General features: G+C 41.3%; 22 protein-coding genes and 1 tRNA gene. 11 read left to right on the top strand and 12 right to left on the bottom strand.

Annotated elements, in window-relative coordinates:
- The first annotated feature begins 24 nt into the window (after positions 1–24).
- The gene (bchD, locus tag CDC33_RS07220; RefSeq protein ID WP_109007908.1) at positions 25–2,055 is read left to right on the top strand and encodes a magnesium chelatase ATPase subunit D; all 2,031 of its coding nucleotides are present in this window, start codon (positions 25–27) and stop codon (positions 2,053–2,055) included.
- Positions 2,056–2,098: 43 nt separating this feature from the next.
- Here bchD and CDC33_RS07225 read toward each other — a convergent pair whose 3' ends face one another.
- The gene (locus CDC33_RS07225) at positions 2,099–2,884 is read right to left on the bottom strand and encodes an RNA polymerase sigma factor SigF (RefSeq protein WP_109007909.1); all 786 of its coding nucleotides are present in this window, start codon (positions 2,882–2,884) and stop codon (positions 2,099–2,101) included.
- 336 nt (positions 2,885–3,220) lie between these two features.
- Here CDC33_RS07225 and CDC33_RS07230 point away from each other — a divergent pair, with 336 nt between their 5' ends.
- The 8 genes from CDC33_RS07230 (at position 3,221) to CDC33_RS07265 (ending at position 9,813) form a co-directional block, all read left to right on the top strand.
- Positions 3,221–3,949, top strand: a complete 729-nt coding sequence (locus CDC33_RS07230) for a Bax inhibitor-1/YccA family protein (RefSeq protein ID WP_109007910.1) — start codon at positions 3,221–3,223, stop codon at positions 3,947–3,949.
- A 280-nt stretch (positions 3,950–4,229) separates the two neighbouring features.
- A protein-coding gene (locus CDC33_RS07235; protein WP_109007911.1) for a PCRF domain-containing protein occupies positions 4,230–5,391 on the top strand; the annotation gives its coding sequence in 2 pieces (ribosomal slippage) (positions 4,230–4,304 and positions 4,306–5,391; 1,161 coding nt in all).
- A gap of 116 nt (positions 5,392–5,507) precedes the next feature.
- A protein-coding gene (prfB, locus tag CDC33_RS07240) for a peptide chain release factor 2 (RefSeq protein ID WP_109007912.1) occupies positions 5,508–6,630 on the top strand; the annotation gives its coding sequence in 2 pieces (ribosomal slippage) (positions 5,508–5,579 and positions 5,581–6,630; 1,122 coding nt in all).
- Between the two features lie 203 nt (positions 6,631–6,833).
- Entirely contained in the window at positions 6,834–6,989 is a 156-nt protein-coding gene (locus CDC33_RS07245; protein WP_109007913.1) for a DUF3285 domain-containing protein, read from the top strand.
- Between the two features lie 39 nt (positions 6,990–7,028).
- The gene (gene ybeY, locus CDC33_RS07250) at positions 7,029–7,556 is read left to right on the top strand and encodes an rRNA maturation RNase YbeY (protein ID WP_109012482.1); all 528 of its coding nucleotides are present in this window, start codon (positions 7,029–7,031) and stop codon (positions 7,554–7,556) included.
- A 153-nt stretch (positions 7,557–7,709) separates the two neighbouring features.
- Entirely contained in the window at positions 7,710–8,165 is a 456-nt protein-coding gene (locus CDC33_RS07255; RefSeq protein ID WP_109007914.1) for a diacylglycerol kinase family protein, read from the top strand.
- 277 nt (positions 8,166–8,442) lie between these two features.
- Positions 8,443–9,042: an anthranilate synthase component II gene (locus CDC33_RS07260; RefSeq protein ID WP_109007915.1), complete on the top strand. Its 600-nt coding sequence runs from the start codon at positions 8,443–8,445 to the stop codon at positions 9,040–9,042.
- A gap of 3 nt (positions 9,043–9,045) precedes the next feature.
- A complete protein-coding gene (locus CDC33_RS07265; protein WP_109007916.1) occupies positions 9,046–9,813 on the top strand; it encodes an MBL fold metallo-hydrolase in 768 nt (255 codons plus the stop codon).
- A gap of 126 nt (positions 9,814–9,939) precedes the next feature.
- On the opposite strand, the gene CDC33_RS07270 is transcribed toward CDC33_RS07265, so the two are convergent.
- On the bottom strand, positions 9,940–11,184 hold the full coding sequence (locus CDC33_RS07270; protein ID WP_109007917.1) for an FG-GAP repeat domain-containing protein: 1,245 nt from the start codon (positions 11,182–11,184) through the stop codon (positions 9,940–9,942).
- A 716-nt stretch (positions 11,185–11,900) separates the two neighbouring features.
- On the opposite strand from CDC33_RS07270, the gene CDC33_RS07275 reads away from it, so the two are divergent.
- Complete coding sequence (locus CDC33_RS07275) at positions 11,901–13,211, top strand: aminopeptidase P N-terminal domain-containing protein (RefSeq protein WP_109007918.1); 1,311 nt, start codon at positions 11,901–11,903, stop codon at positions 13,209–13,211.
- A 151-nt stretch (positions 13,212–13,362) separates the two neighbouring features.
- On the opposite strand, the gene CDC33_RS07280 is transcribed toward CDC33_RS07275, so the two are convergent.
- From CDC33_RS07280 to CDC33_RS07290, 3 genes are all read right to left on the bottom strand, one after another.
- Positions 13,363–13,974 carry a hypothetical protein gene (locus tag CDC33_RS07280; RefSeq protein ID WP_109007919.1) on the bottom strand — a complete coding sequence of 204 codons (612 nt, stop codon included), beginning with the start codon at positions 13,972–13,974 and terminating at the stop codon, positions 13,363–13,365.
- 128 nt (positions 13,975–14,102) lie between these two features.
- The gene (locus CDC33_RS07285) at positions 14,103–14,759 is read right to left on the bottom strand and encodes a hypothetical protein (RefSeq protein ID WP_369694287.1); all 657 of its coding nucleotides are present in this window, start codon (positions 14,757–14,759) and stop codon (positions 14,103–14,105) included.
- A gap of 108 nt (positions 14,760–14,867) precedes the next feature.
- Positions 14,868–15,215 carry a cupin domain-containing protein gene (locus tag CDC33_RS07290; RefSeq protein ID WP_109007920.1) on the bottom strand — a complete coding sequence of 116 codons (348 nt, stop codon included), beginning with the start codon at positions 15,213–15,215 and terminating at the stop codon, positions 14,868–14,870.
- Between the two features lie 37 nt (positions 15,216–15,252).
- Here CDC33_RS07290 and CDC33_RS07295 point away from each other — a divergent pair, with 37 nt between their 5' ends.
- Entirely contained in the window at positions 15,253–15,915 is a 663-nt protein-coding gene (locus CDC33_RS07295; protein WP_109007921.1) for a TetR/AcrR family transcriptional regulator, read from the top strand.
- Positions 15,916–16,044: 129 nt separating this feature from the next.
- On the opposite strand, the gene ftsH2 is transcribed toward CDC33_RS07295, so the two are convergent.
- The 7 genes from ftsH2 to CDC33_RS07330 form a co-directional block, all read right to left on the bottom strand.
- On the bottom strand, positions 16,045–17,931 hold the full coding sequence (gene ftsH2, locus CDC33_RS07300; protein ID WP_109007922.1) for an ATP-dependent zinc metalloprotease FtsH2: 1,887 nt from the start codon (positions 17,929–17,931) through the stop codon (positions 16,045–16,047).
- Between the two features lie 373 nt (positions 17,932–18,304).
- Entirely contained in the window at positions 18,305–18,799 is a 495-nt protein-coding gene (locus CDC33_RS07305; protein WP_109007923.1) for a hypothetical protein, read from the bottom strand.
- A gap of 178 nt (positions 18,800–18,977) precedes the next feature.
- Positions 18,978–20,450 carry a glutamate--tRNA ligase gene (gene gltX, locus CDC33_RS07310; RefSeq protein ID WP_109007924.1) on the bottom strand — a complete coding sequence of 491 codons (1,473 nt, stop codon included), beginning with the start codon at positions 20,448–20,450 and terminating at the stop codon, positions 18,978–18,980.
- 138 nt (positions 20,451–20,588) lie between these two features.
- Positions 20,589–20,662 (bottom strand) — tRNA-Asp (locus tag CDC33_RS07315).
- A gap of 110 nt (positions 20,663–20,772) precedes the next feature.
- Complete coding sequence (locus CDC33_RS07320) at positions 20,773–22,299, bottom strand: serine/threonine protein kinase (RefSeq protein ID WP_109012484.1); 1,527 nt, start codon at positions 22,297–22,299, stop codon at positions 20,773–20,775.
- A 101-nt stretch (positions 22,300–22,400) separates the two neighbouring features.
- Positions 22,401–24,029 carry a serine/threonine protein kinase gene (locus tag CDC33_RS07325; protein ID WP_244919162.1) on the bottom strand — a complete coding sequence of 543 codons (1,629 nt, stop codon included), beginning with the start codon at positions 24,027–24,029 and terminating at the stop codon, positions 22,401–22,403.
- A 286-nt stretch (positions 24,030–24,315) separates the two neighbouring features.
- Positions 24,316–25,500, bottom strand: a complete 1,185-nt coding sequence (locus CDC33_RS07330; RefSeq protein ID WP_109007926.1) for an esterase-like activity of phytase family protein — start codon at positions 25,498–25,500, stop codon at positions 24,316–24,318.
- Between the last annotated feature and the right edge of the window lie 113 nt (positions 25,501–25,613).

Consider the following 25,613-nt stretch of genomic DNA (forward strand, 5'->3'; position numbering starts at 1 on the left):
CGAGACTCGCTATAAAAGCAAACAATGCCTGCGCCTACTATCAATCCCAGCATCACTGCCTTTCCCTTGAGTGCTGTAGTCGGTCAAGAAGCAATTAAATTAGCCTTGCTGTTAGCAGCCGTTGATCCTGGTTTGGGAGGAGTGGCGATCGCAGGTCGCCGGGGTACGGCAAAATCTGTGATGGCTCGTGCTATTCACGCTCTACTACCGCCGATTGAAGTTGTCAAAGATTCAATTAGTAATTGTGACCCCAACCATCCAGAAGAATGGGATGATCAACTGTTGGCGGAGTACGCAGACAAAGACATTCAAGATGTGCCCGTCGAAATTATCCCCGCGCCTTTTTTGCAAATCCCTCTAGGTATCACTGAAGACCGACTATTAGGTTCAGTAGATGTTGAAAAGTCTGTAAAACAAGGTGATACCATTTTTCAGCCTGGATTACTTGCTACAGCTAACCGGGGTGTACTGTACGTAGATGAAATTAATTTATTAGATGACCAAATATCAAATCAGCTTCTAACAGTATTATCTGAAGGACGCAACCAGATAGAACGGGAAGGAATTAGTTTTCAGCATCCGTGCAAATCCCTGTTTATTGCCACCTACAATCCAGAAGAAGGTGGATTACGGGAGCATTTATTAGATAGGATTGCGATCGCACTTTCTGCTGACGGTGTACTCGGCTTAGATCAAAGAGTAGAAGCAGTTGAAGTTGCGATCGCTTATTCTAAATCTCCTCAAGATTTTCTCAAACAGTACAACGAAGATTTAGACTCCCTGAAAACCCAAATCATCTTGGCACGGGAATGGTTAAAAGAAGTGATCATTACCCACGAACAAATTGCCTACTTGGTAGATGAAGCCATTCGCGGCGGAGTTCAGGGACATCGCGCCGAGTTATTCGCCACGCGGGTTGCTAAAGCTGCGGCGGCTTTGGAGGGACGGACAACAGTTAATGCCGAAGATTTGCGGCGTGCTGTGGAATTAGTGATTGTACCACGCGCCACAGTTGTGCAGACACCGCCACCCGATCAAGCACCACCACCGCCTCCACCTCCACCACAACAGAATCAAGAAGAACCCCAGGAGGAATCTGAAGAGGAACAAGAAGAACAAGAACAGGAAGAGAATCAAGAGCAAGAACCCCCTAGTATCCCGGAAGAATTTATCTTTGATCCAGAAGGGGTAATTCTTGATGACAACGTGCTGTATTTTACTCAAATGGCGAAGCGGCAAGGTAAATCTGGTAGTCGCAGCGTCATCTTTTCCGATGACAGGGGACGCTACATTAAGCCGATGTTGCCCAAAGGGAAAGCGCGACGCATTGCAGTAGATGCTACTCTCAGGGCAGCTGCTCCTTATCAAAAAGCACGCAGAGAAAGACAACCAAATAGAAAAGTTATTGTCGAACAGCCTGATATTCGCTCGAAACGCTTGGTACGTAAAGCCGGGGCGTTGGTAGTATTTGTAGTAGATGCTTCTGGTTCAATGGCCCTGAATCGAATGCAATCGGCTAAAGGTGCGGTGATGCAACTTTTGACAGAAGCTTATCAAAATCGTGACCAAATAGCATTAATTCCCTTCCGGGGAGAACAGGCAGAGGTATTATTGCCTCCAACACGTTCTATTGCTTTGGCGCGTAACCGCTTGGAAAGGTTGCCCTGTGGTGGGGGTTCGCCCTTAGCGCATGGTTTAACCCAAGCTGTGCGCGTCGGCTTAAATGCTCAGATGAGTGGAGATATTGGGCAAGTTGTCCTTGTAGCAATCACCGATGGACGGGGTAATATTCCCTTAGCGCGTTCTTTGGGTGAACAGCTAGAACCAGGAGAAAAGCCAGATATCAAAGGAGAATTATTAGAAATTGCTGCCAGAATCCGGGCTTTGGGAATGCAACTATTAGTAATTGATACAGAAAGTAAATTTGTGTCTACTGGCTTTGCTAAAGAATTATCGCAAACAGCAGGCGGTAAATATTATCATTTGCCAAAAGCGACAGATCAAGCTATTGCTGCCATGACCAAAGGTGCGATCGCTGATTTAAAATCTCGGTAATTAGTCATTAGTCATTAGTCATTGGATTTTTGACTCAGCACGACTACGATCCAGTGGGCATTACCTGTGGTTGTAAATAGCAAATCAAATCTTGGATTCCCTTTTGCAGATACCGCGTTACTGTCATTGGACTAGTACCAATGTTTTTAGCAGCATCCTTGCGAGAAAGTTCCTTCAAAAATACCATTTCAACTGCCATCCGGGGCTTTTCTTCCAACATATTGATTGCGCCTTGGAGTTGTTGGCGTTCTTCTTCTTGTTGCAGAAGGACATGAGAACGAGGACAAGGAAGTGCTTCACCCAAGGTTATTTGGCAATCAACATAGTTAACTGCGGTTGCATCTAAACTCAAAGGCATCCGGTTTTGAGCAGCTAACTTGGTTTCTTGCCATTCATGCACAGATACCCGAAGGTGGCTGGCAATTTCAGCATCCTTGGGCTGACGACCTAAAGACATTGCCAAGTCCTTGCGAATCTTTTGCCCTTCATTATATAATTCTTGCCAACGACGGGGAATTTTTAATAGAGTACTGCGATCGCGCAAAAAGTGCAGCATCTCACCGCGAATATATGGCACTGCAAAAGAACTAAAAGCATATCCTTGGCTAGGATCGAAACGCTCAATTGCCCTAATCAAACCAAAATAACCAATTTGTTCTAAATCTTCATAAGGTTCATTACATTGATGGCTGAATTTATGAGCCATCTTCCGTACCAAGCCAGTATGTAACTGTACAAGTTTATTACGAAGTTTAATAGATGGATTCTGGTGGTACAAGTGTAATAATTCTATACCATCAGTTCGTAAAGAGGACTCACTTGCTGCCATATACATTCCTTTGTTGTAACTCCTATTCCTGGGAAAATGGAGTTGCGTATATTTTCTTCTAAGCTGTTATTATTTTCCTTAGCAAGGGCAGAATAAGCTATCGTCGTTTCACTGAACTTGTGAGGAGTCGCACTCCATAATTCAGTATTTGTACGCATGATTTTATTACCCTCGCTGTTGCAGGTAATGTTTGTTTTTCAGATAAAAATTTCGACCTTACATAATCTTTTTTGTTTAGTTGTCTCCTACCTTACGTAGCCCTTAGTGGTTTCTTGCCTTAAATCTTGGTAAGAATAGAAATAGGCTGAACGTTTTCCTAAAAAACAGTTTTTCAATATGAGCAATACCAGTAATTTTCGTGAAGCTATCCGTGAGGCTAAATCTCACGCCCTCGTTGGCCCAAATGTGATTGCCAACGCTCTCCCCTACGTCGGTGGTGGATTAGTACTAACGGCATTAGGAACCTACGGCGGTTTGGGAGTTATCCGTACTAACCCCGAAATATTCTTTCCCACCTTCATTGGTGCGGTGATTTTGGAGTTAGTTTTGTTCTTTGTTGCCCAAAATGTTGCCCAAAAAGGTAACAAGGGTCTTGCACTACCCCTGCTAGCAACCTACAGTCTCTTGTCTGGGTATACTCTCAGTGGCTTAGTATTTGTCGCTTTGAGATCCCAAGGTGTTGGCATTCAAGGTATTGGTATAGCTGCCCTTGGTTGTGGCGTTACCTTTATTGCTGCCCGTCAAATTGGTTCAAATCTTTCTGAACAAGATGGCATGGCTTTGACGAAAACCATCAATCTCGGCGTTATCGCCTTGGTGGTTGTATGTCTTGCCCAATTCGGCTTTACGATGTTTGGTGTTTACACGCCAAATTGGTTAGAAATCGCCATCTCCGGTTTAGGAGTATTTCTGTTTGTTGGGGTTTCTGTTGTCGATTTCTACATCTTGCCCCGCACTTACAGCGATGACCAATATCTGCCTGCTGCTTTGTCGATGTACTTAACTTACATCAACTTGTTTGTCTTTATATTGCGGTTGCTAATTGCCATAAATGGCCGCGATTAATTGTCTGTAGGCAATTACAAAAGTAAAGTTTTATAAAGTAAAAACCGTGGTTAAATTTTCAGTAACCACGGTTTTTTCACTGTTTTAATATAGAATATATATAGGATTACTATTTGATTTTTGAACGAAATTAAGTATTGTAGAGTGTGTTAGAACGGAGTTCGTAACGCACTATGAACACGAGTTTGATGCGTTACGCTGTCGCTAACACATCCTACGTATATTTTCAGAAATCAAACCGGATTCCTATAGATAAGTTAAGTATCAAGTGAGCAAAACTATGCTTGAACTCGCAAATATCAAACGTGAAGTAGAAAAGTGGTCTAATATCTTGGGTAAGGCTGAGGAGTGTCTTTGACCTTCAATATTTGACTGCAACAATTCAATACTTTCATTTAGTAATTGCTCAACCAGATTTTTGGAAAAATCCCACCCCTGCTTATCAGACACTTCAAGAAATTGAATACTCCATATTCTACAACCATCAGAAATATCAGCGTTGGTGTTCAATTCTAGAAGATATCAAGGCTGCACTGGAGTTGTTGGAATTATCAGCCGATGAGCAATTACTGCAAGAGGCGCAAACCAACCTTACCCAACTCCAAAAAGAACTCGAAACAGCAGAAATAAGACAGTTATTATCTGACGCCCATGACAAAAACGGTGCATTTATCACTATAACTGCTGGGGTTGGTGTTGTAGATGCTGAATATTGGGCATATATGTTGCTGCAAATGTACTGGCGTTGGGCAAAAAGCCACAATTACCAATTGGATGTAGTAGAGATTTCTGATGGGAATGAGGCCGGAATTAAGTATGCAACCTTAGAAATTACAGCACATTGTGCATACGGCTACCTCAAATCAGAAACAGGTACACATCAATTACAGCAAATATCGCCCTTTGATGCTGCTAACAGCTTGCGGACGAGTTTAGCAAGTGTAGAAGTTATCCCAATATTGGATGAGTCTATTGAGTGGGAAATTCCAGAGAAGGATTTGGAAATTACTTGGTATCGCCATCGCGGGAATATCAACCGTCCAGAAGTATGGGTGCGGGCGGTTCACGTTCCTACCGGGATTAGCGTATTTTGTGACCAACAACGTAGTCAAATGCAGAACAAAGAGAAAGCCCTAGCTATTCTCAAGAGTAAACTGTTTGCGATGCCTACGGCTGGCTACGCCTACGCACAAGCCCAACATGTCCAGATTAACAAAATTCAACCCCAACAGATAAAACCTCTATCCAACAAGCTTATCCGTGAATATATTTTGCATCCTTACACCAAGGTGAAAGATTTACGTACTAATGTAGAAACACCTGCTGCGACAGAGGTATTAGACGGTAAAATTGATTTCTTTATCAAAGCCTATCTGCAACAGCTAAATCACACTACTTCAGTGGGTGAAGAAGCGCTTGATAATTTCAAGTCACTTTTGTAACTTATATAAGTAGTGTAGAAAAAATTTGCCCAACTACAGCTAAAATCAAGAAACACAAGTAGAATAAAGAGCAATTTTCCAATTTAAAGCGCTCTATCTCTCATTCAGCAAGCACTATGGAAGTTTTAGAACTCAAACGCGAAATCGAAACGTTGTCTGGCCGCCTGGGTAAAACCCAGGACTATCTTTGACGTACCTGCACTGACAGCCAAAATTCAAGACCTCGAAAAAATATCAGCACAGCCAGACTTTTGGGATAACCAAACCCAAGCCCAACAAACTCTGCAAGAACTCAATGACCTGAAAGCCCACCTCCAGCAATACGATCGCTGGCACGCCAATCTAGAAGATACTAAGGCAGTTGTTGAATTATTGGAGTTAGAAACCGATGAGGCACTACTCCAAGAAGCAGAATCTACCATCACTAAACTGAATCGTGACCTGGATCAGTGGGAGTTACAACAGTTACTTTCTGGCCCCTATGATGCGGAAGGTGCTGTATTGACGATTAGTGCTGGTGCTGGTGGCACAGATGCTCAAGACTGGGCATTTATGCTGATGCGGATGTACACCCGTTGGGGCGAAGCACACGGTTATAAGGTAACTTTAGCTGAAGAGTCGGAGGGTGATGAAGCCGGAATTAAATCTGCAACCCTAGAAATTACTGGTCGCTATGCTTATGGTTACTTGCGATCGGAAATGGGTACACATCGCTTAGTGCGGATTTCACCTTTTAATGCCAACGGCAAGCGACAAACCAGTTTTGCAGGGGTGGAAGTGATGCCGCAGATTGATAACTCTGTGCAATTGGATATTCCAGATAAGGATTTGGAAATCACCACAACTCGTTCTGGTGGTAAAGGTGGGCAAAACGTCAACAAAGTAGAAACTGCGGTGCGGATTGTTCACCTTCCCACTGGTCTTGCTGTGCGCTGTACAGAAGAGCGATCGCAGCTACAAAATAAAGAAAAAGCTCTAAATCGCCTCAAAGCCAAGCTGTTGGTCATCGCCAAGGAGCAACGCGCCCAAGAAATTGCCGAAATTCGTGGCGATATGGTGGAAGCCTCCTGGGGAAACCAAATCCGTAACTATGTATTTCACCCTTACCAGATGGTGAAAGATTTGCGTACAAATACAGAAACAACGGCGATTAACGATGTGATGAATGGCGAAATTGATCCATTCATTCAAGCTTATCTGCGCCAAGAAAATAAATTAGTAGAAAACACTTCTGCATAATTTTGCATTATTTACAAGTGCTAAGTAATTAACTTTAATATTACTTAGCACTTGTTATTTATTTTTCTAATAATTGGTGTGATTGCATAGCATTCCTTCTTATTGGGGCGTTTTTAGATAAATTCCTGAGTAATATACAGGCGATCGCCACTCTATCCCAGGCCAACTGTTACAGTTATAAAAGAGTCTGTGGACAAATAACTATGAGCAACACTCCTTCAACAGAACCTCAACCTAGCTACGTAAAACTCGCTATGCGAAACATGGTGCGGAAGGGTGGAACTTCCTTAAAGCATTTTGCGTTGACTGCCGTAGGGCTTTTAGCTCTCCTTGTTGGTCTTGCTTACCTAACTCACTAGCAAAAAACCGTAAACCTCAGATTAGGAGACTATGTGCCCCTGAGCGTTGAACTATACGTAGAGGATGATTTTTACGAGTTGTCCCCGACAACATCTGTAAAAATTGATTATCCTGATCCCCGAATTACTCCTGAAACTTGGGAAAATTGGTTTAATCACTGGTTGGAAATCCTTCACCCTCATATTCCACCAGCGCCAAGCTATGAAATTGGGCTGCGTTTGACAGATGACTCGCAAATTCAAGAACTAAATAGCCAATATCGGCAACAAAATAAGCCCACAGACGTTTTAGCCTTTGCTGCTTTGGAGGTGGATTTTCCTCAAAGCAAAGAGATGCTTGCTTCTGTACCATTATACTTAGGTGATATCATCGTGTCTGTAGATACAGCACAGCGTCAAGCTCAACAGCAGGAACATAGCTTACCCACTGAGTTAGCCTGGTTAGCTAGTCACGGTTTGTTACATCTCTTGGGCTGGGATCATCCTGATGAAGAAAGTTTGGGGCGAATGTTAGAACAGCAAGTGAGATTGCTGAATGCAATAGGTATTCCTATTGACATGGAATAGTAGTAGTTCGTGTATTTCTATAATGTTAATTTTGGGTAATGCTTTTATAATACTTCTGTGGAAAATTGCTTAAAGATTGCCTCAAAGTTAATTCTGCCATTAAAATCGGCGAATATTCCCACGTAGCAACTCTGTTTTTGTGTTTTTAAGTCTATGTCCCAAAAAATTTCTCCATCACCAACGCCTACCTCGTTACAAACACTGGTGTCTAACGAACGGGAATTCTCCTGGAAAGTAGCCTCTAATTTATTTGTTAGTTTTAAATATGCCTGGGCTGGAATCAGCTATAGTTTTCAAACTCAACGGAATTTTCGCATTCATGTAAGTGTTTGTGCCTTAGCGATCGCTTTAAGCGTTTTTCTACATCTGCAAGCGGTAGAAATAGCGGTAATAGGTGTAACTAGTGGTTTAGTTTTGGCATTAGAGTTACTAAATACAGCGATCGAGTCTCTTGTAGACTTAACCGTTAAGCAGACATACCATGAATTGGCAAAAATTGCTAAAGATTGTGCGGCTGGTGCAGTGCTTGTCTCTGCTTTGGTAGCGGTGCTAGTAGCTTGTACGCTCCTGCTCCCTCCTCTGGTAAAGTTAATTATATCAACTTTGTAGACTTGATTTACTCCGGCGTAGTCCAACCCAGGCATCGCCAAGTGAGCCGATAAACACTCTGTCCGATTCCCTGGAAAACACATTATAAGCAATTTAAAAGTGAGGCGATGTCTACGACGGGCTATGCCTACGTGCCAAGCATCCTAGATAAAGGGTTACTCGGTAATTTTTAGCCGTCCACGTCAGCGTTATTTTTACACCTAGCGAACAAATAGCATGAGATATTTGTCTATGCTTTTTGTAACTGATGAGTGGTAAAAACCAGGAGTTATGAGCTTTGATTATAGTTATCGACAATTACGACAGTTTTACATATAATTTGGTGCAGTATCTGGGAGAATTAGCAGCAGAATTCCCAGTGGCAGATGATATTAAAGTTTTTCGTAACGATAAGATATCCATAGATGAAATTCAGGCATTAAAGCCCGAAGCCGTGGTTATTTCTCCTGGGCCAGGTCGCCCGGAAGATGCCGGTATTTCTTTAAAATTGATTGAACAGCTAGGGCAAGAGTTGCCAATTTTGGGTGTTTGTTTAGGACATCAAAGCATTGGTCAAGTGTTCGGTGGTAAAATAATTCCTGCTCCAGAGTTGATGCATGGCAAAACCTCTCAGGTGTCTCACACTGGGGTGGGGGTTTTTCGGGGATTAGAAAATCCTTTAACCGCAACCAGGTATCATAGTTTGGTGATAGAACGTGAGACTTGCCCAGATGTGTTAGAAATCACCGCTTGGGTTGAAGATAACACCATTATGGGAGTGCGACACCGGAAATATCCTCATATTCAGGGCGTCCAGTTTCACCCAGAGAGTGTCCTGACATCTTCAGGAAAACAGTTATTGCGAAATTTTCTGGAACAGTTACAGTCGAGAGCATAATTAATGAAACGACGACAGTTGATGGGCTATGCTGGGGCGGGGTTAGTCACAGCTTTGGTTAGTAACTTGGGTTCTGAATCTCAAGCTGACGCACAATCTAGCGGTTTATCAGTTCAGTGGTTGGGTCATACTTGCTTTCTTTTTACTGGTGGCGGTGCGAAAATTCTTGTTAATCCATTTCGGACGGCCGGTTGTACTGCTGGGTATCGTCTACCAAAAGTTGCAGCAGATTTAGTACTGATTAGCAGCCAACTGCTGGATGAAGGTGCTGTAGACGTATTACCAGGAAATGCAAAACTCATCTACGAACCAGGAGTTTATGAGTATAAAGGTATTAAGTTCCAAGGAATTGCCATAGACCACGATCGCAAAGGTGGTAGACAGTTTGGTTCCAATACCGCTTGGAGTTGGAAGCAAGGGGGAATTAATATTCTACACTTAGGTGGAGCTGCTGCACCTATTTCTATTGAGCAAAAAATCCTCATGGGGCGTCCTGATGTAGCATTTATTCCGGTGGGAGGCAGTGCAAAAGCCTACAATGCTGAGGAAGCAAAGCAGGCTGTGCAAATCTTAAATCCCAAGATAGTGATTCCAACCCATTACCGCACACAGGCCGCTGATGCTGCGAAGTGTGATATTTCACCACTCGATAATTTTCTGACCGTGATGCAAGGTACGACAGTGCGGCGTAGCAATGGAGATAGTATTTCCATTAGCCCTAAAGATTTGCCGGAAAATAGCGTGATTCAGGTTTTAAGTTACAAATTTTGAGTTACAAGTTTTGAGAAGTACAGGAGTAGGGGAAGCAGTGGAAGATTTCTAACTCCTGTAGAGACGCGATTAATCGCGTCTCTACTCCTAACTCCTGTATAGACGCGATAAATCGCGTCTCTACTTTTAGAACGTATACCACTGTGGGCCAAGCTTATCTGCGTCGCTGATGGGAGTCTCAACGGCTGTCGTCTCATTTATAGTCCAAATGTTGTCTGTACCTGCTGTCTGGTCGCGCCAGTAGATGTCGGTCTTACCATCGCCGTTGAAGTCGCCAAGAGATGGTGTCAAGGCTGCGTTATTAGTCGGTAAGAAAGCTTCAGTCGCAACTGTTGTACCATCCATCAACCAAGCGGTGTTCTCACCTGTCGTGCCATTATGCCAGAAGATATCAGTCTTGCCATCGCCGTTGAAATCGCCAATTTTAGAAGTCCAGGCTGAGTCAAGTGTCCCCAAAGCGCCTTCTGTGACTAAGATACCATTCATCGTCCAAACCTTGTTCTCACCAGTTTGAGCGTTTCTCCACAGAATGTCAGTCTTATAATCGCCGTTGAAATCACCAAGGCTAGCAGTCCAGGCGGCATCTTGTGATTGCAGCGCAAATTCAGTCTTTTGTGTACCATCCATAAACCAAGCGGTGTTATCGCCGGTTGTCGCATTGCGCCAGAAAATGTCACTCTTACCATTGCCGTCGAAATCAACAATGGTAGGAGTTAGCGCTGGGTCTGTAGTGTCTAAAACAGTTGCATTCAGAACTGTAGTGCCATCCATCTGCCAAATAGCGTTTTCACCAGTTGTAGCATTATGCCAGAAGATGTCAGTTTTGCGATCGCCATTGAAATCTCCAATTTGAGGAGTCCAAGCTGGGTCAACACTAGTTAGAGAAGCCGCAGTACCAACTTTGGTTCCATCCATCAGCACAATACTATTTTCACCTGTTGTCTTATTCCGTAATAAGAAGTCGGTTTTACCATCAGCATTGAAGTCAGCAATTTTGTAATCATAGGCGGATAAGTCGAAATTACCCAAAGAACCTTGCTCAACAACTTTTGTCCCATCCATCAACCGAATGATAATCTCACCGGTTGTAGAATCGACCCAAACTTTATCCGTTTTGCCATCACCGTTAAAGTCAGGAGTAATCGCCGCACTAGTTAAGTAAGGATTAGGATTGGGATTTGATGATGTTTTGACAGGCGTAGTTACTGCTTCAGTTTGTAGTGTTGGTGAGGAACTCTTACTCAAAAACCCCACAGGATCATAATTTAAATTCTCAAAAGAAGTTGTCAAGATTTGTGATTTTGCAAAAGAGTCTGATGCCCATTTAGATGTATTCAAAGCTAAGGGTAAGGAATTCGTATTTTCAGGCATGGTGTATTTTTATCATTGGTTATCATATTTTTTTAACTTTTTTTGATAATCTCTTTCTGTAACTAAATAACATTTACGAAGGCTTCAATATTTCTTTATAACTATTTTTAATTTATTAATGTCATTCTTTGAGGATAAATATATGTTTGTTTTAAACGACCATAATAAAATTTTCAAGTCCTATGCAAGCAATTAAAAAATATTTTTTGTGCTTTATATATACGATGATTTATAGATAAAGGCTGATGATTTTATCTGTTTGCTTTAACTTTTAAGTGTTATATCAAAATATACTTATAGTAGTTTGCAGTTCAGTCCAATATAGACCTAACCTCCAACCCTTGGGGACGCACTCGCGTTCGGGGAAGTCACGCATTCACGCATAAGGGACTTCCAAGGTCTTGCGCCATTTGAAATGGTATGTTTATTTCCGCGCCCGATGTACTAGCCTATACAAAGTCCCAAATAGGCTAAAAAAGAAGCGATCGCTACATTAGCCCTAATTCATTCGATAACAAAAAGATTTCCAATGATTTAAAAAGTAGGAAATCTGAATCTTTCGAGATAATTGATTATTCTCTAATGATTTATAACTTGAGTAGAAAGAAATATTGGTTAGAATAACTTAGATTAGCAACTATTAAGAGGCATGATCTGTGCATCCTCTAGTTGCCAAAAGTGTAAAATAACACAATACTTTCATAAATACATCAGCTATGCAAGCAGAATATCGGCAGCGTCGTGAGCAGTTAATGGCAAAAATTGGTGATGGCACAGCCATTTTTCGCAGTGCACCAATGGCAGTGATGCACAACGATGTCGAGTATGTTTATCGCCAAGACAGTGATTTTTTCTACCTGACTGGTTTTAATGAGCCACAAGCAGTAGCAGTGTTAGCGCCGCATCATTCGGAACATCGGTTTGTGCTGTTTGTCCAACCGAAGGATCGCGAAAAGGAAGTATGGACTGGTTATCTTTCTGGGGTAGATGCAGCTAAGGAAATTTATGGTGCTGATGAAGCTTACCCCATTAGCGAATTAGATGAAAAGTTGCCGCAGTATTTGGAAAAAGCCAGTCGGATTTATTATCACTTAGGACGCGATCGCACTTTTAATGACCAAATCCTGAGACATTACCAAAGTTTACTGCGAACTTATCCTAAGCGAGGTACTGGGCCGATCGCCATTGAAGATACTGGCCCTGTTCTCAACAGCATGAGACTAATTAAAAGTCAAGCTGAATTGGAATTGATGCGTCAAGCAGTAGCGATCGCAGTCGAAGCACACAATTACGCCCAAGAAATTGCTGCACCCGGACGTTATGAGTACGAAATTCAAGCGGAGATGGAACGCATTTTTCGAGTCAGGGGTGGAATGGGGCCAGCTTATCCTTCGATTGTGGCTTCCGGTGTGAATGCTTGCGTACTGCACTACATTGAAAATAACCGTCAAATGCAGGATGGAGAATTACTGCTAATTGATGCCGGTTGCGCTTACGGTTATTACAACTCGGATATTACGCGGACATTTCCTGTTGGGGGTAAATTTACGCCAGAACAAAAGACGCTGTACGAGATTGTATTGGAGGCGCAAAAACAAGCGATCGCTCAAGTAAAACCAGGTAATCCCTTCAAATTAGTTCATGATACAGCAGTGCGCGTTCTTACGGAAGGTTTAGTTGAACTTGGCATCCTCAAAGGTGAAGTTGATAAATTAATTGAAGAAGAGAAATATAAGCCATATTATATGCACCGCACCAGTCATTGGTTAGGGTTGGATGTTCATGATGTGGGAGTTTACCAGCACGGTGAAGATAAACCACAGATTTTACAATCAGGCCAAATTTTGACAGTGGAACCGGGACTATATATTGTGCCTGACACCAAACTAGCAGAAGACCAACCAGAGACTGATCCTCGATGGATTGGCATTGGTATTCGGATTGAGGATGATGTATTAGTTACATCTGATGGACATGAGGTTTTAACTGCGGGAGTTCCCAAAGCAGTGGATGAAGTGGAAAGATAAAAAATGGGGATGGTGTGTACTAATCTGTAAAGTTTCAATTCATGGTTAAGCAAGTTCGTAGTAAGGACTTCAGTCCTTATTTTCTAAGCACTAAAGTGCTTACTACAAACTTTTCATTACTAGCTTAGACATTATATTAACTATCTCTAAGCTAAAATTGCGGACAAGCCATCAGAGTCATTGTTAGAATTCCTAAGATTTTGTCTATTTCTTTAATAAAGTAATCGTTCTTATCGATAAAGATGGTATTCTCACAAAGTTTGAGAAATTTCCAATCTGTTCCTGTTGTAACTACACCATAAATTTCATTGATAATATTTCCTTGTTGCTGGTTAAACAATTGAGATGCAAACATTGTCGCAATACATTGTCCTAAACCAGATTTAATACTCTCATTTTTAGCTTCTACAATAGTCACGACAGGACTAGTAATATCATATTGTTCTGGTGAACAACTGAGAATAAAATCACAGCGTCCTTCTAAGCCTTTAGAAGCATCTACATTAAACTCTGAACCAGAAAATATACTAATTTGGTATTTAAAGAAGCGTTTAACTTCAATTAAAACAGGCATAATAATTAGTTCAGAACGAGCTTTTTCTGTATTTATTGCTGTCACCAATGGTAGATGCTCAGAGAAAATCAAATTTAGATATTCACTAGGTGAAACTGTCTGCACATCTGTAAATAAATCTTGATTTTCAACAAAGATTAATTTAAAGTCTGTTTTTACCTTGCTAAGATTAAAGGCGCTGTACGGCAATGTATCACCCCTCAATCACGCTTAACTGCATAGTATCATCTTGGTCGTAAAGTGCAGCGATGTTTACGGCGGTCACTGAGCTTGTCGAAGTGCGGAAGCTAGGCAAGTAAGTTTGATGATATCTCAGATCAAGAACAGCCTTCAACAAATTCAACTTCTGGTAGTTTACCTGACCGAAACTGAGTAATACGCTTACCATCAGTCTCAAATACCACACGATAGTTCTGGTTAGCACGGTCTTTCGGGATAAATGTCAAGTAGTGTCCGCCTTGGACGTATTTATGAGGCGTGACTTTAATTTGTCCTGGGTAGAGAGACTTGATTTGTGCTTCGGTGTCGCCAATTTTTGCTCCTTTAAGGGTAGTAATTTGGGTATTCTGCCGCACATCTACTCTAGAAATGCGACCTTTTGTAACCATGAACGAAAGATTTTTGGGTTCATTTTGTGGCTTAACATAGTAGCAACTGCTATTCGGCGAATCTCCCGCTAGCTTAGTACGGGCAGCTTTTGCCGCTTGGGAAACAGTCATCCCAACTCTTACCTCTCCGATACCATTGATGAATAATTTCGATTTATTAGTCAGTTTCGCCTGTGCTACAACTGTGCTGACAGTTAGAGAAGAAAGAGCAAGCGTTACGATGCCAAAAGTCAATAATTTAGCTTTGCTATTCATTTGCGACAAATCAAAGGGGTAGATATTTATATACAATAGCCATGTTGCCAGTTTCGGATTTTGGCAAGCCCCCGATTTAGAGCGTTCTACTTGTCCCACAAGGGTAAGCATTTGTCGTTTAATAAACCCTTTGCTACGTAGTCGTTTGCTGTATCTATGACATGTCTAATGGAAACAGTTGTTCAATTCGGTATTGCATTAATAGAAAAACTTACACCCTTATAAATCAGAATCGAATTCAAACGTTCCCATTGCTCCCAGGCGAATTGTTAGGAGTTCAACGTCTGTTATAGCTTTGTGCGGCCCCTGGCGAGTGTTGGCTGGGGTAAACCAAAAGGTTCCCACAGAAGATGTTATTCCCCCAGTTTCCACTACCCCAGCAAGTATGTAAACATACTCATCACATAAATGGATGTGAACTGGAATTGTAGTTCCAGCACTCATTTTCAAACGATGAATTGACCCCTGTGGAACAGGTTCCGCTAATGGTAAAAACTGAGTTCCGGGAAATTGAGTCAAATCAACCCACGGCTGCTCAATTGTGTTGATAAATATTTGCCCAGGCATAAGATATATCCATCATGCAATGATTGAGAGTGAGTGAATGAATATTATTCACTCGCTTCACATTACCACAACCGTTCGCTCTATGGGAAAAACAACCAAACCTACACAACCTCGATATGATGTCCTTGGGCGATATACAGCTTTGTTGGATGCAGGCGAGACATTGCTCTTGAGGGGCTACGAGCAAGCTCAACCTCAACTCATTGCTGATACAGCAGGTGTATCAGTTGGATTGTTTTATCGGCATTTTAAAAGCAAGCAAGAATTGCTTACCGCCATCATAGTCAGGCATTTAAACAAGCTACATCTTCAAATTGCTCAAACTCACAAAGCCTGTTCTCATCCAAAAGAGGCAATGCAGATGGTTGTTTTGCTCACATTGCGCTATTTCCATCAGCATCAAGGACTAATCAAGCTATTCTTCATCCAAGTCGGTTATGGTGATGTGGCAGCAACCGAACAACTTCAGTCGGCGCGACAAAACTATCGCAATATTTTCTTGACCATTATTGAGGATGGGATTGCTCAAGAGATATTTCTCAATCCACCTGTACTCAATGTTCAAATTGCTATCAACAGCATTATTGGCACGATTAATTGGACTCTTTACGATCTACTCGTTGTCAAGAATCAAAACCTAGAACCTGAAGTCATAGCCACACAAATATCCTCGCACTTGCTACGGAGTCTGACACCCTAGTTTCCCTCCCCCAAAGGCTAGATACGCCCAATTTGCGGTATAGCTAAAAAAATGAGGATGGTGCCATCCTCATTTGATTTATTGCTTATTTGCTCATTCCCAGGCATTAGCCCAGAAAATAATTAATTATTACAGTTGCGGTACGTACTGCTGCTTCTCTGGGACTTCAGCGTACTCAGCCACAATCTGGCGGAATTCTTCGCCGTCAATGGTTTCTTTTTCGATGAGCAAATCGACTAAGCGATCGGTGACAGTGCGATGGTCACGGACAATCTTCTTAGCGTTTTCGTAGCATTCTTCTACGATCGCTCGCACTTGTCCATCAATGCGAGAGGCGATAGATTCGGAATACTCAGATCGGGTTGTCCAGTCACGACCCAAGAACACTTCACCCTGCTGGCTTTCTAAGGAAAGTGGCCCTAAATCGGACATGCCGAAACGAGTCACCATCTGCCGTGCCATTCCCGATAACTGTTGCAAGTCTCCACCAGCGCCAGTTGTGACTTCCGCAGCTCCAAAAATTACTTCCTCAGCAGCGCGACCGCCTAAAGCACCAGTAATCCTGGCTTTCAACTGAGAACGAGAAATTAACCCTTGTTCTTCGTTGGGAGTAAACCAAGTCAAACCTTGCGCTTGTCCTCTTGGGATTAAGGTAACTTTCTGCACTGGGTCATGGTCTTTTAACAAAGTCCCAACCAAAGCGTGTCCAATTTCGTGGTATGCAATTAAGCGCTTGCTCTTGCTATCTACCAAAGGAGTACCTTCCATCCCCGCGACGACCCGATCCACCGCATCATCAATTTCGCGAAGGGTGATAGCATCTTTGCGTCTTCTCGCAGTTAGAATTGCTGCTTCATTAAGTAAGTTGGCTAAATCAGCACCAGTAAATCCAGGAGTGCGGCGAGCGATCGCATCCAACGATACACTAGGATCTAATTTCTTATTCCGCGCATGGACTTGTAAGATTTCCAAACGTCCTTTAATATCGGGTGCATCGACAGTTACTTGTCTGTCAAAGCGACCGGGACGTAACAAAGCTGAGTCTAGTACGTCGGGACGGTTGGTGGCAGCAATAATAATGATGCCTGTATTACCTTCAAACCCGTCCATTTCAGTGAGCAACTGGTTGAGGGTTTGCTCTCTTTCGTCATTACCGCCACCGATACCAGCGCCACGTTGGCGTCCTACTGCGTCGATTTCATCAATGAAGATGATACAAGGAGCGTTGTCTTTGGCTTTCTTGAACAAATCGCGGACGCGGGATGCACCTACACCAACAAACATTTCTACAAATTCCGAACCGGAAATACTGAAGAAAGGTACGCCTGCTTCACCAGCGATCGCTTTTGCTAGTAAAGTTTTACCAGTTCCAGGAGGCCCAACTAATAGCACTCCCTTGGGAATCCGTGCGCCTACAGCAGTAAATCTTTCTGGCTGCTTCAGGAAGGTGACAACTTCTTGCAATTCTTCTTTAGCTTCTTCAATCCCGGCTACGTCGTCAAATTTGACCCCGGTTTTCGCCTCCATTTGGAAACGCGCCTTGGATTTGCCGAAGTTCATCGCTTGACCTGGCCCGCCGGGGAGGTTGCTAGAACGCCGGAACAAAAAGAACAGCCCGGTAATCAATAAAACTGGAAATATCAGATTGCCCAATAATCCCCAAATTGCGCCATCATTCCGCATGGGGTGAGCATCAAAACTGATGTCTTTTTCTTTGAGCTTGCTAATTAACTCAGGAGCGTTAACAGGCAAATCCACACGCCACCTTTGGACACGATTTTCGATGTCTGGATCGCGGGCTTCGATAATTGCTGTCCTACCGCCTTCGTACAAATCCACGCTGGTGACGCGATCGCCATCCAAGTATTCTAGAAAGCGACCATAGGTCATGCGCGTATTGGCTGCATTCTTACTCATGTCAGTAGGAGCGCCTGCAAAGGCCCCTTGCCAGAAGAAAAAACCAATTACCAAAGCAGGCAATGTCCAGAGTACTACGACTTTCCAAGAGAATTTCATCTTAATTTGCCTCTAGATGCCTATACAATTCATCAGCCTTAGTAACCGAATGTTCATCACTCTGCCACTTTAAGCTGTTAAACGGATGTTTATAAATCCATTTTGTTTAATTTGATCTCTTATATGCACTGCTATAAAGCATTTAGAGCATTATGGCGATGCCAACAAGAATCTTAATCAAAGTTAACTTAATTTTAATACAAAATCGCACGAGAAAAGGGAGGCAACAGGATGCAAAGACACGGAGAATTTTTCCAGAATGCTCCTCGTGTCATTCCAGCCTCTCTCAATCGTCATTATGGGAGAGTGGAGAAGATGAGGGAGATGAGGAAAATAACCAATGCCCCATGCCCAATGCCCCATTCCCCATTCCCTACTTAACTTCTGTAATTTGTAGAGTGTAAGGAAGATACTTGTCTTTTTGGTAGGAACCAACCCAAACTTCGTAATTTCCAGGCAGCCATTCACCAATAATGCCAGCATTTTTGCCATCAAAATCGTCATTGCACCAAGTACCACCGGGCCCCTTGATAATTATGGTGGTGTCTTCAGGACTTTGTACTTGCAGCTTTAGGTAGTCAAATTTACTTGTTAGCGCTAATGTGTGGTCTGGTGTTTCATCAACAAATCCGGTGCAAGGGCCAGTGGCTGTTTCACTTCTCCCACCTACTTGACTCCCAGATATTGAACCACCACTCATCCCGCGAACTGTCAGGGGATCTGGAGAAAATTGAGGGCTAATGGTGACATCTCCAAATATCGTTGGCGTTTCCTCAGCATCAACGGTAGCATTTACTGTTGATGTGATGAACAGCATAACTATCATGAACGATAATCTCATCCCACTATTAAGCGCTTTTTTTGGCATTGTAATTACGTTCGCTTCTAAGTGTTTTTGAAGACATGAATTTTACACACCAAGTTCCCAACGTGAGGAGAATTGACTACCTATTTTAGCTTTGAAATTGGGGAATCGGGAATGGAGGAAGAATTTTTAGAATCCCTCATTCACCACTCCCAAATGCATCTAAAAATTGTTGTAATCGCTAATTAGCTTCTGTTATTGCCTTACTCAAGCGTGACTTATCTAAACCAATCTGATTTAGTAGTAACCAAGATTGTATAAGGTCAGGGCCATGAACATCCCCAGTTAAGGCTGCTCTGAGCGATCGCATTACTAAGCCTTTTTTGACTTTTTGCTCTTTCACCACTTGTTTAATAATATCCTGGGCGGCGGCTTCTGACAGTTGCGGCTGATTTTCTAAAGCTGTGACAATCCCCTCAAGGACAGCAGTAGAACCTTCTTGCTTCAGTTGTGTACTACCTTCGTCACTAAATTCAACTGTGTCAGTAAAAAACAGTTGGCTTTGAGGTACTGCATCTACTAAACGAGTCAAACTCTGGCTAATTAAAGTTACTAGCTGTTCTAACCAGGCGCGATCTCTGACGAGAAGCCGCTTTGCGTCTACGCGTCCACCATCAAATTTATACCCAGCCGCTTGCCAATAGGGTATGAGTAAATCTGTGAGTTTATCTACTGGCGTCTTGTGGATATACTGACTGTTTAACCAATCCAGCTTGTCCCAGTCAAACTTTGCACCTGCTTTATTTACACGCTCAAAACCAAATTCTTTGGCTGCTTCTTCTAAGGTAAATATTTCTTGCGTCGAGTCTGGTGGCGACCAACCCAGCAATGTCATGTAATTCACTAAGCCTTCAGCAGTAAAGCCCATTTTCTGAAAGTCAGAAATAGAAGTGACACCATCCCGCTTAGAAAGCTTGCGCCCTTCCATGTTCAAAATCAGGGGCGTGTGGGCAAACTCTGGAATTTTTGCACCCATTGCTTCATATAGCAGAATTTGCTTGGCGGTGTTAGCAATATGGTCTTCTCCCCGAATGACATGGGTGATTTGCATATCAATGTCATCCACTACAACTACAAAGTTGTATAAAGGTTGACCACTACCCTCTTCTGAAGCGCGGGCGATGACCATATCACCACCTAAATCGCTACCTCGCCAAGACATCTTTCCCCTTACTAGGTCGTTCCAGACAATTTCTCGCCCATCTTCGATTTTGAAGCGAATCACAGAGGAGCGACCTTCTGCTTCATAAGCGGCGCGTTGTTCTGGCGTAAGGCTACGGTGACGATTGTCATAGCGAGGAGCTTCGCCTCTAGCTTTTTGGGCTTCTCTAAGAGCTTCTAGTTCTTCAGAAGTAGTATAGCAGCGATAGGCTAATCCTTGGTCTAGCAGTTTTTGCACTGCTTCTTTATAAAGATCCAGGCGTTGAGATTGGAAAAATGGCCCTTCATCCCAGTTAAGCCCTAGCCAACGCAATCCCTCAAGAATATTCTCGGTGTATTCAGGACGCGATCGCTCTAAATCTGTATCTTCTATTCGCAGGATAAATTTTCCGCCGTGGTGGCGGGCAAATAACCAGTTAAATACAGCCGTTCTAGCTGTACCAATATGTAAATTTCCGGTTGGACTCGGCGCAATTCTGACTCTGACAGTCACAGTTAATTCTCTCTTTCGCAAAGCATGATAAATGTAGCTTATATTCAAACTCTGAATTCTGGGTCAATCCCTTTGGGTAATTCAAAATCCAAAATTACCGGAGTTCAGTTCAGTTATTCACTACTCATAAATTTATAACGGGACTGACGGGGCTCGAACCCGCAACTTCCGCCGTGACAGGGCGGTGCTCTAACCAATTGAACTACAGTCCCTTGTTTGGCAACTTTGCTATTATCACTATTTTTTTTCTACTTGTCAAGTGTTTTGGAGTTAGAAATTAGGAATCCTTTTTGTCCCGTCTTTCCAAGGTGCGGATTTTTCCTCAAATAGAGCCTGATAATACAACCTGTGGCTGTGATTCCAGATGCTGCAATATGCGAGATTGCATTTGTTTATACTGCTGCTTTAATAGCTGTTTACTCAACTGGGGTTGAGAAGCTGGTGGTAGACTGTGAATTTGTTGCGCCCAGTTCTTCAACATTTGTCGCTGAGTTGGCTCGATTCGACTGCTGAGAACGTTAGTGCAAGAATGTGGTGCTTCCAGAGTAAAGAAAATCAAAGGATAGTGTTCATTTTCAGCCAGCAAACTTACCAACCTAAGATTTTGGGGATTTTGCATATCTAAGTAGCAAGGTAGCCACTTAGGAGCCAATTGCCGATTGTATAGTACAGTCACCCACAACAGCATTGGGTGAGGGGATGTCATAAAGATAAAGTGATTGTAACGGGTAGAAAGGGCATAGTTTTTGATTTCTTTTTTAGGCAACATCAACCATAGGGCTGTCATAGATCCCTGTGCGGTGTCTATAAGCTGGGGAAAAACAATTTCTTGAATTGGTTTATTTTGAGGCCACAAAAGTTTATGACAGCTTTGTTCTACTGTGATTGGTAAACCTGAATCTAAAGGACGGCTAAGGATGGAACTAGAGGGTATTGTAGGTATACTGGGACAATTAGACTCTTCTAAACTGTTTAAGACTTGCAAAATTTGAGCGATATTTTGAGGGCGATCGCAAGATTTTTTTGCAAGACAAGACATGATTAAATTATTTAGTTTTTCTGGTATTTTCAGAGTAGGTTGAACATCTGCGATCGCTTTTGGTTGCTCAAAGTGATGTGCTTTATACCAAGCACCAAAGTAATCAGTTTCTGGTTGCCAAGGTTTTTTGCCTGTGAGCATTTCAAACATCATCACACCCAGGCTATAAATATCAGAGCGACTATCTAATTTTTCTCCATCTAGGTGTTCTGGTGAACAGTAGGGTAAAGTGCCATTAAATCCTCTGCTTGTACTAGCTGTTGATGATGCATAATTTAAAAATCTGGCAATACCAAAATCGAGAATTTTAACTAACTGTCCCAATATAGGATCGGGAATAACTAATATATTGGCAGGCTTGATATCTCTATGAACTAATGGACAAATTTTGCCATCAATGTTAATGCCTTGATGGGCGCACTGTAAGCCCAAACAAATTTGGCGGGAGAGAGTCAAAAACATAGGCAGTGGAAGCGGAATTAAATCCTTTAAACTCTTACCACATAAATATTCCATGACGTAATATGGTTTTCCTTTCTCATTTACACCATAATCATACGCCCGGACTATATGTAAACTATTTTGACTCAAAGCTGCACTCATTAAAGCTTCACGAGCAAAGTCTTGTTGCATTTTGTTATCTACAACAGTTTGAGTCAAAAACTTGATAGCAACTGGTGTGCCTCCTAACAAAATATCATTTGCTAAAAAAACTTCACCCATGCCACCGCTACCAATTAATTGCTTGATTTGATAACGATTGGCAAGCAAGCCCGTACTACTTGGAGATGTAAATAAGCTCTTATTCACTTTATTCATCTCTGTTGCTGAGTCTATTTAAAGTTAGCAATACACGCATAAAAATATCATTAGGTAATGGGAGCAAGTCTTTATATTTTGATAGCAGACTTTCAATGACGTGATAAAAGCTTTAAAAACATCTCCAAAAATTTATCCATCCAGCTTTTTAAGCCTTCTGTCTCAGATTTTTGATCTGCGGTTAACTTTTGTAAAATGTTTAATTTCAGCTTTTCATAATCTGCTTTTAGAAGATTTTTGGCTTGATTAGACATAATTAATTCATTTGAATGTTGACTCATGTCTAAACAATCTATAAGTTGTTGACGCTGGTTACCAGTAAGGCTTAAAGTTGTTACATGAGAGCAACGAGTTGGATCTTCTATGGCAAAAAATAGTAGATGATAGTAACCTACTTCCGCTAAAGTACGTGCTATATTCTGACCTTTATTATCTTTCAAATCCAGAAAATAAGGTAGCCACTTAGTCATAGAAGGTTGGGTATCATATAGTACGGTTACCCACAATAGCATCGGGTAAACATTTATTTTACTAATAAATTCAGTACCATGTATTTTATCCAAAAATTTTGTAATTTCTTGTTTGGGTAACATTGCCCAAAAAGTTGGTATAGCTCTTTCAGTTGTTTGTAGTAAATGGGGAAATCCTATTGGCGCAACTGGTTTATTTTTAGGCCAATTCTTCTGCAAACACTCTTTTTCTGATAATAAAGTTGAAGGTACTAATTGAACCGGAAATGAAAGTTTAATAATATCACTACTGTTGCTAGTAATACCATCATTAATCTGAACGTTAACTCTTTCTAAATTTTCTAATATTTGGTTGACATTTTGAGGGCGATCGCTTACATCTTTAGCTAAACAACTCATCACTATTTTTTCTAACACCTGCGGGATTTTGACTTGCGGATTCACTTCCTCAAGAGTAGGTGGCATTTGAAAGCGATGCGCTTGATACCAAGTACCAAAGGAGTTACTTTTTGTCTGAATCTGAAATGGATGCTTTCCTGTCAGCATTTCAAACATTAGTACTCCCAAACTGTAAATATCAGAGCGAACATCTAGTAATTTTCGCCCTTCCATGTGTTCGGGAGAACAGTAAGGTAAACTGCCAATAAAAGAATCTGTTAGAGTCATTCCACTTCGCTCTGTTAAAAACTTGGCAATACCAAAATCTAGTATTTTAATAATTTCTCCTTGTTTACTATCTTCAGTAATGAAGATATTTTCTGGTTTAATATCTCTATGAACAATAGGATAAATCTCTCCTTTGAGGCTAATACCTTGGTGGGCACATTGTAAGCCTAAACAAATTTGATTACAAATCTCTAAAAATTTAGATATTGTTAAAGGCTGAATTTTAAGAATTTGTTTAAGATTTTTTCCTTGCAGGAATTCCATTACATAAAACGGAGTTTTATCTTCAGTAATGCCATAGCTTAATATGCGAACAATATGTTTACTTTTGCGTCCCAATTGAGCGCCGATAAAAATCTCTCTAGCAAAGCGTTGGGACATGTGCTGGTTCGCCAAACTCAGTGATAAAATTTTGACTGCGATCGGCATTCCACCTTTAGCAGTATCTTCTGCTAAATAAACTCTACCCATGCCACCTTTGCCAATCAAATCTCTGATTAAATAGCGATTATTTAAAAATTGTCCAATATAATTGTCTAATTCTACTTTTTGCCCTACCATATTCTCAATTTTGTTTGGTGACATAAAAATCATTTATGAAAAATATTGTTGGCAAAGTACTTTAATATGTTTTAGCTAATTATTAAATTTAAATTTAGAAAATATCATAATTTGTAGAAAAATAATCAGATCCTATAATCCTGATTAATTTCTCGGAAAAATCTCCTAGATATTGTGTAACATATCTATTAAGCAATACGGTTGAGAAATTACACGGAAACTACAAATAAGCTAGATAAAGCTGGCTAGTAGATTCCGTGAATACACAGGAAAAAGTAAATGGTATTAAAACTCTGATGCCTCTGTATGGCTAAGGGTTGAGATTCGGGAGTAAACGGCGTAATAATCTGATTAGTGGTGTTTCAATTTTAATTTTAAAGGCTAGTATCTGGGTGCGTTGCAGGAAGTTAAAATTGTTATCACTGATGAGAATTAATGATTGCTGACCATCAGGTAACTTAGGGCCAAGAGTTAAGCCTTCAATGTTGTCTAGCAGTACATCTAGGGTTCTCAAATCTAACAGAAGTTTTTTCTGAACTGGTTTAATATTCTTAGAGTCAACTGCTAAAAGACTATTTATTTGATGAATATCATCAGAGCCTTCTAAAGAAACCTGAAACAGGGAAATAGCAAATCCTAAACCAGTAAAAGACCGCTCTAAACTTAGGAAGTGTCCTTGATTATCTAGAGCAAGTAAATCAGGTAATCCACTAGCGAATTTGCCAGTCACATTCAAAAAGGGAGAAACTGATTCTGTTTGGTAAAGAAATTCTTTTTCTGGCTGGTTGTTGAGCAAGTTGTATTGCAAAATCCGACAAGGAGTACCGATGTTAGCTTTTGCTGCGATACCATCTTGAATTAGAGCGTTTTCCGTAGCTGTGAATAAATGCTTTTTATCAGGTGTTATGGTAAGGCTTTCAAAAGCCAAATTGTTGCGGATACCTTGGTTACCACTTTTATTAGGCAAAAATTTGTTTGGTATGGGAAGTGTGGCAATTTCTCTACCAGAAGATAATGAGAACTCTTTAATAAAAGGATTAATTAATTTTGCAGCATCACCTTCAGAAGAAATAAATACAGTTGCTTTATTAGTTAAGGCAATACCTTCTGTATCAGTTTCACCAGAGCGAAATGTTTGACCATTTTCATTTAATAATGTGGTAACGCTGACAGGAATAACTTTACCATTTTGTAAAAAACCCTTGCTTAAGTCGATTTTCAGGGTGTAGAAACGGGCATTAGCTTTTTGTCCACGGTCATCAGAAATAGCATAATAAAGGTTGTTTTTGGCATTATATGTAATTCCAGATAAACCTCCAATTTCAGTTTTTTGTAAGGTTAAACTTTTTGCTAAATTAGCTTCTCCGATAAACTCTATGCTACTTATCTCAACAGCATTTATAGGTAAAAAACTTAATAAAAGGACGATAATTATAATTGGAATAAAGAAGTAAATAATTCTTGGAAATTTGAAAATATTTTTAATTAGCTGCATATATTTTTTGTTAAAGTGGAAAAATTATAAATAAGATATCACGCTAAAAGAAGCGGGGTTCACATTTGTACACCGCTAAAAATAACATGTATTATAAGCAACTTAAAAGCTTT

Origin of the sequence: Nostoc commune NIES-4072, from assembly GCF_003113895.1 — a bacterium.
In the GTDB taxonomy this organism is placed as follows: Bacteria; Cyanobacteriota; Cyanobacteriia; order Cyanobacteriales; family Nostocaceae; genus Nostoc; species Nostoc commune.

Bases quoted from the DNA above. Each gene is read 5' to 3' on its own strand.
- bchD (WP_109007908.1), top strand. From the start codon at position 25: ATGCCTGCGCCTACTATCAATCCCAGCATCACTGCCTTTCCCTTGAGT.
- CDC33_RS07225 (WP_109007909.1), bottom strand. From the start codon at position 2,884: ATGGCAGCAAGTGAGTCCTCTTTACGAACTGATGGTATAGAATTATTA.
- CDC33_RS07230 (WP_109007910.1), top strand. From the start codon at position 3,221: ATGAGCAATACCAGTAATTTTCGTGAAGCTATCCGTGAGGCTAAATCT.
- CDC33_RS07245 (WP_109007913.1), top strand. From the start codon at position 6,834: ATGAGCAACACTCCTTCAACAGAACCTCAACCTAGCTACGTAAAACTC.
- CDC33_RS07255 (WP_109007914.1), top strand. From the start codon at position 7,710: ATGTCCCAAAAAATTTCTCCATCACCAACGCCTACCTCGTTACAAACA.
- CDC33_RS07265 (WP_109007916.1), top strand. From the start codon at position 9,046: ATGAAACGACGACAGTTGATGGGCTATGCTGGGGCGGGGTTAGTCACA.
- CDC33_RS07270 (WP_109007917.1), bottom strand. From the start codon at position 11,184: ATGCCTGAAAATACGAATTCCTTACCCTTAGCTTTGAATACATCTAAA.
- CDC33_RS07275 (WP_109007918.1), top strand. From the start codon at position 11,901: ATGCAAGCAGAATATCGGCAGCGTCGTGAGCAGTTAATGGCAAAAATT.
- CDC33_RS07285 (WP_369694287.1), bottom strand. From the start codon at position 14,759: ATGCTTACCCTTGTGGGACAAGTAGAACGCTCTAAATCGGGGGCTTGC.
- CDC33_RS07290 (WP_109007920.1), bottom strand. From the start codon at position 15,215: ATGCCTGGGCAAATATTTATCAACACAATTGAGCAGCCGTGGGTTGAT.
- CDC33_RS07295 (WP_109007921.1), top strand. From the start codon at position 15,253: ATGAATATTATTCACTCGCTTCACATTACCACAACCGTTCGCTCTATG.
- ftsH2 (WP_109007922.1), bottom strand. From the start codon at position 17,931: ATGAAATTCTCTTGGAAAGTCGTAGTACTCTGGACATTGCCTGCTTTG.
- CDC33_RS07305 (WP_109007923.1), bottom strand. From the start codon at position 18,799: ATGCCAAAAAAAGCGCTTAATAGTGGGATGAGATTATCGTTCATGATA.
- CDC33_RS07325 (WP_244919162.1), bottom strand. From the start codon at position 24,029: ATGTCACCAAACAAAATTGAGAATATGGTAGGGCAAAAAGTAGAATTA.
- CDC33_RS07330 (WP_109007926.1), bottom strand. From the start codon at position 25,500: ATGCAGCTAATTAAAAATATTTTCAAATTTCCAAGAATTATTTACTTC.